Origin of the sequence: Nocardiopsis protaetiae (genome assembly GCF_045446735.1) — a bacterium.
GTDB classification, from domain to species: domain Bacteria; phylum Actinomycetota; class Actinomycetes; order Streptosporangiales; family Streptosporangiaceae; genus Nocardiopsis; species Nocardiopsis protaetiae.
Map to the genome: position 1 here is coordinate 1 of NZ_JBJJBV010000255.1, position 9,640 is coordinate 9,640.

Consider the following 9,640-nt stretch of genomic DNA (forward strand, 5'->3'; position numbering starts at 1 on the left):
AAGGGGGCGCCGAACCGGGCGGCGGCATCCGCCGACCACGCCCCGGCTCGGCTCGGCGCAGCACTCAGGCGGGGCTCAACCTCCCCGGTTCGGGAACGTCCAGGGTGAAGACGTGCCCCAGGTCGGCCTCCTCGTAGCCGAAGTCGGCGTTGGCCACCCGCATCCGGTCGGGGCCCACCTCCACGATCCGCACGGTGATCGGCTCGGCGCGCCCCGGCAGCCGCAGCCGCCAGGGGCCGGCCAGGTAGGCGAGCCCGCGGGCGTCGAGGGCGGCGCGCGCGCCGGCCTCGGCGCCCGGCTCCCCCGCCGCGTGTCCGAACGGGGTCATCGGGGTGTAGGCGCCCTCCCCGGCCGGGGCGAGGTAGCCCAGCACCTCGCCGTCCTCCTCCCGGTGGTGCGCTGTCCAGTCGGGCGGGATCACCGCTGCTCCTTCCGAACGTCCAGGCGGGCCAGGGCGTAGGCGGCCATGGCCTCGCACTGGTAGTCGGCCAGCCCGGGGGCCACCGCCTCGTGCACCTCGCGCCACGGTCCCTCCTCGGCGTACACCCGGCCCAGGTGGGCGAAGGCGTCGGCGTCGGGCGTCCACATGCGGGCGATCCTCAGGTAGTGGTCGTGCACCTCCGCCTGCACGGCCGGGTCGGTGACGGGGCGGCCGGCCGCCAGGTGGGCGGCCATCCGCTCCAGCTGGGCGGCCAGCTCGGCCCTGTCCGCCGCCCAGTCCTGCGGGCCGCGGCCGTCGGCGGCCCGGGCCGCCTGCCCCCACTCGGCGGGCCACTGCGCGCGGGCGCGGTCGGTGTAGGCGGCGGTGTCGAATCCGGCGAAGAGCGTCTCGGGGTCGAGGGCGCCCATGGTCCCCTCCTCCTCCAGTGCGTCCAGGGTGCGGCGCACGGTGGTGACGAGGGTGTCGACGCGGTCGCGTTCGGCCAGCAGGTCGCGCAGGTGGGTGCGCAGCGCCCCGGCCGGGTCGCGGTCGGCGTCGAGCACGGCGGCGATGTCGGCCAGGGCCAGCCCCAGTTCACGCATGAGCAGGATGCGCTGGAGCCGCAGCAGTTCGGCGCGGCCGTAGTGGCGCACCCCGCCGGGTGCCACCGCGGCGGGCCGCAAGAGCCCGATGCGGTGGTAGTGGCGCAGGGTCCGTGAGCTGACGCCGGTCATCCGGCACACCTGCCCGGTCGACCAGGACGGCATGACCGCTCCCCTCGTCGGACCGGTCCCTCCGGTCCGGTCCCCGACGTTAGGCGTTGACCCTACGTCAACCGCAACCGTTATCTCCGGGCGGGCTCGACCACGAGCTCCTCGCCCTGGGGTGCGGCGAAGACCTCGAAGGACTCGCCGGAGGCGGCGGCGAGGAAGCGGTCGAGTTCCCCGGGGCGGGTGTCGTAGAAGCCGTCGATGTGGAAGCCGTCGTAGTGGATGGGCACGGCGACGCGCGCCCCGAGCAGGCGCACGGCCACGGCGGCCTGCTCGGCGTCGAGGGAGGCGGGGTAGGGGCTGGGCGGCTGACAGTGCGGGAAGCAGACGACGGGGCCGTTGATCGGCACCAGCGCCACGTCGAAGGGGCCGTACCGGTGGGCGGCGCGCCACCAGTAGCCGTGGAACATGCCGTCGCCGAGGTGGATGGCGCGCACGCCCCCGGCCTCGACGGCCCAGGACACCTGGGGGTCGCCGAGGGTGTCGACCGCCGGGACGGCGGCGACGGTGAACGGCCCGACGGTCGTCGTCTCCCAGGGGTCCACCTCCTGCCGGGGCAGGCCGTGGGCGTCGAGTTCGGCGTCGGCCTTGAGGATCCACAGGTTCTCGTGGTCGTCGCCGCCGAAACCGCGCGGGTGCAGGACCCGGCCGCCCGGGCGCAGCGCACCGGCGAGGGCGGCGGCGTCGGTGTGGTCGCGGTGCAGGTGGGTGCAGAGCCCGGCGAGCGCCCCGCCGCGCGGGGGGACGACCCGCGGCAGGGGCGCGGTGAGCCCGGTCCCCTCCAGGACACCCTCGGGTCCGCCGAGGAGGTCGATGACCAGGGTCTCCCCGGCCGTCTCGATCTCCACCCCGGCCCAGCCCAGCCAGCGGATGCGCATATGCCCTCCTCCTTTTAGCAAACGATCGTTCGCCAAAATTAGCACACGAGTGTTCGCTAAAATCAGGGGCATGAGGAAATCCGCCGAAGAGGCCCGCCGCACCCGCGACCGCATCGTCCGGGAGGCGGTGACACAGGCCTCGGGGGCGGGGCTGTGCGGACTGACCATCGGCTCGCTGGCCGACGCGCTGGGAATGAGCAAGGCGGGGGTGTTCGGCCCCTTCGGCTCCCGCACCGATCTCCAGCTGGCCGTGCTGGACCGGGCGGTGGGGATGTTCGTCGAGGCGGTGGTGCGCCCGGGCCTGACCGCCGAACAGGGCATGCCCCGGCTGCGCGCGATCGTCGACGCCTGGTGCGCCTACCTGGCCGACAGCCCCTTCCCCAACGGCTGCTTCGTCACCGCCGCCTCGTTCGAGCTCGACGGCCGGCCGGGCGAGCTGCGCACCCGCCTCCAGGGCGCGGTGACCCGCTGGCGCACCTTCCTGCGCGGGGAGATCGACGCCGCCCGCGCCGCGGCCCAGCTGCCCCCGAACACCGACGCCGACGCCCTCGTGTCGGCCCTGGTCGGCACCGCCATGGCCGCCAACCAGGAGATCCAGCTCCTGGCCGACCCGGCCGCCGCCCCCCGCGCCCGCCGTCTCATGCACACCACCCTCGCCCACCCCCCGACCTGACCCCACCCGCCCTCAAAAGTCAGCACCACCGAAAGTCAGCACCACTGAACATCAGCAGCGCTGACCATCCCGCACCCGCAAGACGACCCTGCCCTCACCGATCCGCGACATCTGTCAGCCGCCCCGAGCCCGACCGCCGACACCCGCACCAGCGGCCACCGCCCGTCGACACGGACCGCATCCCACCGACCCAAGCCACACGCCGGGGCGCCGAGCCACCACAGGCCGGCCAGTGGCGGCGATGACCGAAGCCGCACCTCATCCAGCCCGGCAGGGACTTCAGCAGCCGAACCGGCGCAGACCGCGCACCCGACACGAACGGCGTTCCCACCAGCCGAAGCAATACGTCAGCGGCACGGAACATCAGTGATGCTGACATTCAGCAGTGCCGATGATCGTCCGACCGACGGGGCGGTGGGTGCGCCGCAGCGGAACCATCCCGAACCACCGAACCGGCGCGAGCCGGAAGCCCGCCCACCGCAGCAGAACGCCGACAGCGCACCCCGGCCGCCCGCCGCCATAGCGGCGCGGCGTTCCGGCCGACGCGGCTCATGCCCCCACCGGCCGATGTTCCACATCAGCGGCACGGAACATCAGGAGTACTGACGTTCAGCAGTGCTGACGATCAGGCGGTCGACCAGGCACCACCGGCCACAGCGGCGCGGGCCACCCGGCCGACGCCGGACGGCGGTCCATGCCCGGTGGCGCCGAGCGGCGGCAAGCCGCACCCGGCGGCCGCGCCCGGGCGACGGGGAGACCGGCCCGGCGGCAGAACCGGGGCGTCAGCGACACGGAAGAGCAGGGGAGCTGATGTTCAGCAGTACCGATGTTCAGTGGTGCTGATCATCAGGTGTTCAGCGGGGCGGGCCCGGGCGCCAGCGCCCGAACCGGCGCGGGCCGCCCGGCCGCCGCGGCCCCGGCCCCCAGCGGCGGACGCGGTCCCAGCGGGGGCGCCAGCGCAGCCAGGGGAGCCACGGCACACCCGGCGGCGGCGGGATCAGCGGCTCGTCGAGGTCCCCCTGGAGGACCTCCTCCACCTCCTCGAACCGGATGCCCGCGAACAGCATGATGTCGGTGGCGACCATCTCCACCGCCAGGTGGGTGGCCTGGGTGACCTGGTCGTCGTCGGGCCGCCCCGGCCCGTACATGCGGGCGGTCATCAGCGCCTGCTCCACCGCCTGCTCGCGCGCCTCCCGGCTGCTGAGGTCGTCGGCGAGGATGGCCAGCACGTCGGCCATGCCGGACACGATCGGCACCAGTTCGCGGCGCTCGTGGGCGCCCATGGCGGCGGTGCTGCGGCACAGGAACAGGCAGCTCTCCGCCAGCAGGATGAGGCGTTCGATGATCTCGTCCTCGTCCAGCACCGGCTGCGGGTCGCCCCAGCGGATCGTGGACAGCCGGATGGTGGTCATGCTGCTCTCGCGGGCGCGGCTCAGTTCCGCCATCGGCCGGCTCAGGTCGCCGAGCCGGTTCACCATCTGCTGGCTGGACACGTCCCCTTCCTCGTCCAGCGCCTGGGCGACGCCGGTGAGCATGCCCGACATCTCGCCGAGCGCGTCCACCTCGATGCGGCGCAGCAGCGCCACCAGCCGGGCGGGGAACAGCAGCTGGCTGAACACCAGGGCGACGCCCGCGCCGATGAGGGCGTCGACGAGCCGGTCGATGCCGGGGCTGCCGTCCCCGATGAAGATCGTGGTCAGGATGGCGCTGGCAGCCGCCTGCCCGATGACGGCGCGCTCGGCGTTGATGGCGACGGCGACGAGCATGGCCAGCAGGGTGGCCGCGCTCATGGTGACGAGTTCGTTGAAGCGCAGCGCCAGGGCGAGCTCGCCCGCGCCGATGCCGATGAACACCCCGGCGAGGAGCTTGACGGCGTTGGAGCCGCGTTCGCCGCCGGAGGCGTTGAGGGCGATGACGGCGGCGATGGGCGCGAAGAACGGGCTGTGGTCCTGGACGAGGCCGCCGGCGATGGCCCAGGCGATGACGGCGGCCAGGGTGGCCTGCACGACCGACCACGTGTGCGCGGTGAGGCGGTCGCTCACCTGGTGGGCGATCCCCTCGATCCGGTGCCGCAGGTCACGGGTGTGCCCCCGACGCCCCGCCATGTACCACCTCACCTCGCCGACGTCCGGACGCGTGGTGGGGGGTGCGCGTTCCCGCGGTTCCATTGATAGCGGTACGGGCGGGGAGAGTGCGGGTTCTGCGTGATCGTCGCGTTTCGCGCGGGTCGCGTACCGGGATCGGGCGCCCACGGCGGCATCAGGACGACAAAGGGCGACCAAGCGCCCACAGGGCGAACTTCGTGATGTTCCGCCCCGGGCGGCGACAGGCGGCGCGCCGGACCACGGGAGGGCACGGACGGCCGCATCGAACACGGATTCGGGTCGCCCGTTACCCGGCCGGTCCGGGCCCGGCCAGGGGCCCGCAGGTGCGCGTCCGCCCCCGGCCGAGCGCCCCGCGGCCGGATGCGGTCGGACCGCAATCGGTCGCCCCCTCCCACAGGGACGGTCCGGGCCGTCATGATCGGCCTGTCCCCGCCACGGAAACGGAGAGGAACACCTGTTGCGCGCCCATGACGCCGACGCCGACGCCACCGAGAACGATCCCGAGCACGACACCCCCTCCGCCTCCCCGACCATCCCCTCCCCCGGCGCCCCCGCGAGCGGCCGCGCGCACCCCTCCCCCACGGCCGACGGCCCCGCCCCGCACGGCGCGCACGGCGCCGACGGTGTGCACGGCGCCGACGGTCTGCACGGCCCCGACCCGCACAGTGCGGACGACGCGGACGGTGCGCACGCCCCCACCCTGCACGACCCCGCCCAGCACGGCGAGCACAGCACGCCTAGCGCGAGCGGCCCGGACCCCCGCGACCCGGACCCGCACGGCACCGACGCGACGGCGGGTGAGGACGGCCCCCAGGCCCCCGACGGCGACCCCGAGGAGCTCGCCACCCCGGAATACCGGATGTTCCGCGACCGGGCCCGCGAGGCCACGTGGTGGTCGATGGCCCGCCGGATGCCCGCCCTGGTCGGCCGCGCCCTGGCCGTGGGCTGGCGGGCGGGGCCCGGCGACCTGGCCGCCACCGCCGTGTTCGGGCTGGGGATGGGCGCGGCCACCGCGTGGGCGCTGGTGGCGACCAACGCCGTCCTGGAGGAGGTGTTCGCGTCCGTGCCCACCCCCGACCGGGTCGAGGCGGCGCTGCCCTCCCTGCTGCTGCTCGCCGCGGCCCTGGTCGTCCGGGGTGCCTGCGGGGCGCTGGCCGGGCGCGCCCAGGCCCGGCTGGAACCCAAGGTGGTGCTGGCGGCCGAGCGCCGGTTCAACGAGGTGGTCACCGAGGTGGAGGTGGCCGCGTTCGACGACAGCACCTTCAACGACCACGTGTTCCGGGGGTACGCGACCGGCTGCGACCAGATGGGCATGCTGGTCCGCACCAGCCTGGACGTGCTCACCGGCCTGGTGGCGATCGCGGCGGCCGCGGGTGTGCTGGGCACCCTGCACCCGGTGCTGCTGCCGCTGATCCTGGTGGCGATGGTCCCCCAGTGGTGGAGTTCGGCGGCCTCGGCCCGGCTGCGGTACCGGCTGACGTTGAAGCTCACCGAGGTCATGCGCCGCAAGTTCATGCTCCAGCACCTGATGATCGACCGGCGCACCGCCGCCGAGCTGCGTTCGTACACGATGGGGCCGCGGCTGCGCGCGGAGTTCGACCGGTTCGCCGACCGGGAGCTGGAGGCCCGGCTGCGGCTGGCGACGCGGATGGCGCTGATCCGGGTGGCGGGCGGGGCCCTGGGCGGGGCGGCCACGGCGGTGGTGTTCGTGGCGCTGGGAATGCTGCTGGTCGAGGGTGTGGTGCCGATCGCGGCGGCCGGGGCCGCGGTGGTGGCGGTGCGGGTCGCCCAGGGTGCGCTGGGCACGGTTCTGGTGTCGGTGAGCCAGGTGTACGAGGCGGGGCTGTACGTCGCCGACCTGGTGGAACTGGAGGAGCGGGCGCGCGCCCGCACGCCCCGCCGGGGGCTGGCTCCCGCCCCGGAGGGGTTCGACGAGATCCGGGTGGAGGACGTGACGTTCTCCTACCCGCGGGGCGACACCGGCACCGGCGTCAACACCGACACCGGCACCGGCGGCGACGACCCGGGACCGGCCCTGGCGGGGGTGGACCTGGTGCTGCCCCGGGGTCGGACGGTGGCGCTGGTCGGTGAGAACGGCTCCGGCAAGAGCACCCTGGCCAAGCTGCTGTCGGGGCTGTACGCGCCCGACTCCGGCCGGGTGTGCTGGGACGCGACCGACCTGGCGGGGGTGGACGCCGACGACCTGCGTTCGCGGGTGGCGGTGATCGCCCAGGACCACACGCACTGGCCGATGACGGCGCGCGGCAACGTGGTGATGGGCGGCCCGGAGGGCGACCTGGAGCGGCTGGCGCGGGCGGCCGGGGCCTCGCACGCGGACACGGTGGTGGCGGACCTGCCGCGCGGGTGGGAGACGCTGCTGGACAAGCGGTTCGCGCACGGGCACGAGCCGTCGGGCGGGCAGTGGCAGCGCCTGGCGGCGGCGCGGGGGTTCCACCGGGGCGATGACGGGGCGGCGGTGCCGTTGCTGATCGCGGACGAGCCCACGTCGGCGCTGGACGCCCGTGCCGAGCACCGGTTCTTCTCCTCGCTGCACGCGCACGCGGGGCGGACGGGGGCGACGGTGGTGCTCATCACGCACCGGCTGGCGTCGGTGCGGATGGCCGACCTGATCATGGTGCTCGAACGCGGGCGTGTGGTCGCCCAGGGCTCGCACGAGGAGCTGATGGAGCAGGGCGGCGTGTACCGGGAGCTGTGGGACCTACAGGCGCAGGCCTACCGCGACCGCGCCGGGGAGCCCGGCCGCGCCGTGTGACCCGGACCGGGTGACCCGCGCCGTGAGGATGATCGAGAACCCATCGCGTTCCGGGGCGCGGACCGGCGACCGGGGCCAACGCGTGCTCCCCGGGGCTTCCCCGGGGCGCTTAAAACCGGTTTCCCGTCACCCTCCATGTAACCCGGACCATTGCAACGGCAGGGCATGGATCCGCCACGGGCGCACGTTCACGATGGTGGGGACGACCGATTCCCCGGAGGACGAACGATGGCGAAGTTCCGCGACGTGGACGTACCCGACCTGAGGGGCCGCCGGGCCCTGGTCACCGGTGCAAGCGACGGCATCGGGCTGGAGCTGGCGCGGCGCCTGGCGGCCGCGGGCGCCGACCTGGTGCTGCCCTTCCGGACCCCGGCCAAGGGCGCGGCGGCGCTGGCCCGGCTGCGCGCCGGGTCCCCCGGGGCGACGATCACCTCCCTGCCCCTGGACCTGGCCTCGCAGGCCTCGGTCCGGGGCGCCGCCGAGGAACTCCTGGAGGCCGACCGGGACATCGACCTCCTCATCGCGAACGCGGGGATCATGACCCCGCCCGCGCACATCCTCACCGAGGACGGGTTCGAGCTGCAGATGGCGACCAACCACCTCGGGCACGCCGCGTTCATCGGCCGCCTGTTCCCGCTGCTGCGGCGCTCGCGCACCCGCATCACCTCGGTGTCCAGCGCCGCCGCCGGGTCCGGCCGGGTCGACCCGGCCGACCTGCGCGGCACCGGCGGGTACGCGCCGGTGCGCGCGTACGGCGCCTCCAAGCTCGCCCAGCTGCTGTTCGCCCTGGAGCTGGACCGCCGCAGCCGCGCGCACGGGTGGGGCGTGGTGAGCAACGCGGCCCACCCGGGCACCGTGTACACCAACCTCTACAGCGCGGGCCCGAACCTGGGCCGCGCCAAGCCCTCCCCGGTCGCGGGGGTCATGCGAACGCTGTCCCGGGCGGGCGTGTTCGTGCAGACCCCGCGTGCCGGGGCACTCCCCGCACTGCTGGCAGCCACCCGTCCCGAAGCCGGGGGCGGCCGGTTCTACGGGCCCGACGGCCCGGGACACTTCACCGGTTCGGCCGCCGAGCAGCGGATCTACCGTTCCGCCCGCGACCCGGAGCTCGCCGCCCGGGTGTGGGAGGCGACGCTCCAGGCCACCGGTGTGGACATCCCCGACACCGAGGAGGCGCGCCGGTGATCGAACGGCGGCGGCTGGCGGAGTTCCTGCGGGCCCGGCGGGAGGCGCTGTCCCCGGAGGACGTGGGCCTGCCGCGCGGGCCGCGCCGCCGCGCCCGCGGGCTGCGGCGGGAGGAGGTGGCGGCGCTGAGCGGGGTCTCGACCGACTACTACACCAAGATCGAGCAGGTCAACGGCCCGGTCCCCTCCGACCAGGTCCTGGCGGTGCTCGCCCGCGCCCTCCAGCTCACACTGGACGAACGCGATCACCTGTTCCTGCTGGCGGGGCGTTCGGTGCCCGCCCGCGCCTCCGGTGACGACCACGTCAACGCGGGTCTCACCCGCGTACTCGCCCGCCTCCAGGACACACCGGCGCAGGTGGTGACGGTGCTGGGCGAGACCCTGGCGCAGACACCGCCCGCGGTGGCGCTGCTGGGCGACGAGACCCGGTTCACCGGGCGGCGGCGCAGCCGCATCCACCGCTGGTTCACCGACCCCGCCGAGCGGGAGCGGACCCCGGAGCGGGAGCACGCGCACCATTCCGAGGCGCTGGTCGGGCACCTGGTCCGGGCCTCGGCCGAGTCGTCCCTGCGCGCCCCGGTCCAGGCCCTGGTCGGCGGCCTGTCCGCAGAGAGCACGGAGTTCGCCGACCTGTGGGCGCGGCGGCCGGTGCCCCCGCCGTACTGCGAGGTGAAGACGATCCTGCACCCCGAGGTCGGTGAGATCCGCGTCCACGGGCAGACACTGTTCGACCCGGACCGCTTCCAGGCGCTGACGGTGTTCACCGCCGAACCCGGCGGGGAGAGCCACTCCCGGCTCGCCCTGCTGTGCGCCCTGGGCACCCAGCGCATACACGT

8 protein-coding genes are annotated in these 9,640 nt (G+C 74.7%); 4 read left to right on the forward strand and 4 right to left on the reverse strand.

What is annotated here, in order from left to right:
* Window positions 1-64 precede the first annotated feature (64 nt).
* From ACJOT3_RS28025 to ACJOT3_RS28035, 3 genes are all read right to left on the reverse strand, one after another.
* Window positions 65-421 (reverse strand): hypothetical protein, encoded by a 357-nt coding sequence (locus ACJOT3_RS28025; protein WP_406976124.1) that lies wholly within the window; start codon window positions 419-421, stop codon window positions 65-67.
* Window positions 418-1,188 carry a MerR family transcriptional regulator gene (locus ACJOT3_RS28030; RefSeq protein ID WP_406976125.1) on the reverse strand — a complete coding sequence of 257 codons (771 nt, stop codon included), beginning with the start codon at window positions 1,186-1,188 and terminating at the stop codon, window positions 418-420. The genes ACJOT3_RS28025 and ACJOT3_RS28030 overlap by 4 nt, the downstream gene beginning before the upstream one ends.
* 77 nt (window positions 1,189-1,265) lie before the next feature.
* Window positions 1,266-2,069 carry an MBL fold metallo-hydrolase gene (locus ACJOT3_RS28035; RefSeq protein WP_406976126.1) on the reverse strand — a complete coding sequence of 268 codons (804 nt, stop codon included), beginning with the start codon at window positions 2,067-2,069 and terminating at the stop codon, window positions 1,266-1,268.
* 70 nt (window positions 2,070-2,139) lie between these two features.
* Between ACJOT3_RS28035 and ACJOT3_RS28040 the strand changes: the two genes are divergently transcribed.
* Window positions 2,140-2,742: a TetR/AcrR family transcriptional regulator gene (locus tag ACJOT3_RS28040; RefSeq protein WP_406976127.1), complete on the forward strand. Its 603-nt coding sequence runs from the start codon at window positions 2,140-2,142 to the stop codon at window positions 2,740-2,742.
* Window positions 2,743-3,596: 854 nt separating this feature from the next.
* Here ACJOT3_RS28040 and ACJOT3_RS28045 read toward each other — a convergent pair.
* Window positions 3,597-4,847 (reverse strand): FUSC family protein, encoded by a 1,251-nt coding sequence (locus ACJOT3_RS28045; protein WP_406976128.1) that lies wholly within the window; start codon window positions 4,845-4,847, stop codon window positions 3,597-3,599.
* A 457-nt stretch (window positions 4,848-5,304) separates the two neighbouring features.
* Between ACJOT3_RS28045 and ACJOT3_RS28050 the strand changes: the two genes are divergently transcribed.
* From ACJOT3_RS28050 to ACJOT3_RS28060, 3 genes are all read left to right on the forward strand, one after another.
* Window positions 5,305-7,620 carry an ABC transporter ATP-binding protein gene (locus tag ACJOT3_RS28050; protein ID WP_406976129.1) on the forward strand — a complete coding sequence of 772 codons (2,316 nt, stop codon included), beginning with the start codon at window positions 5,305-5,307 and terminating at the stop codon, window positions 7,618-7,620.
* A gap of 228 nt (window positions 7,621-7,848) precedes the next feature.
* On the forward strand, window positions 7,849-8,805 hold the full coding sequence (locus tag ACJOT3_RS28055; RefSeq protein WP_406976130.1) for an SDR family oxidoreductase: 957 nt from the start codon (window positions 7,849-7,851) through the stop codon (window positions 8,803-8,805).
* The coding region (locus ACJOT3_RS28060) for a helix-turn-helix transcriptional regulator (protein WP_406976131.1) at window positions 8,802-9,640 on the forward strand (839 nt) is incomplete at its 3' end. The genes ACJOT3_RS28055 and ACJOT3_RS28060, both read left to right, overlap by 4 nt.

What these genes read in the sequence shown, in the direction of transcription:
- ACJOT3_RS28030 (WP_406976125.1), bottom strand. Translation starts at nt 1,188, where the DNA reads ATGCCGTCCTGGTCGACCGGGCAGGTGTGCCGGATGACCGGCGTCAGC.
- ACJOT3_RS28035 (WP_406976126.1), bottom strand. Translation starts at nt 2,069, where the DNA reads ATGCGCATCCGCTGGCTGGGCTGGGCCGGGGTGGAGATCGAGACGGCC.
- ACJOT3_RS28040 (WP_406976127.1), top strand. Translation starts at nt 2,140, where the DNA reads ATGAGGAAATCCGCCGAAGAGGCCCGCCGCACCCGCGACCGCATCGTC.
- ACJOT3_RS28045 (WP_406976128.1), bottom strand. Translation starts at nt 4,847, where the DNA reads ATGGCGGGGCGTCGGGGGCACACCCGTGACCTGCGGCACCGGATCGAG.
- ACJOT3_RS28055 (WP_406976130.1), top strand. Translation starts at nt 7,849, where the DNA reads ATGGCGAAGTTCCGCGACGTGGACGTACCCGACCTGAGGGGCCGCCGG.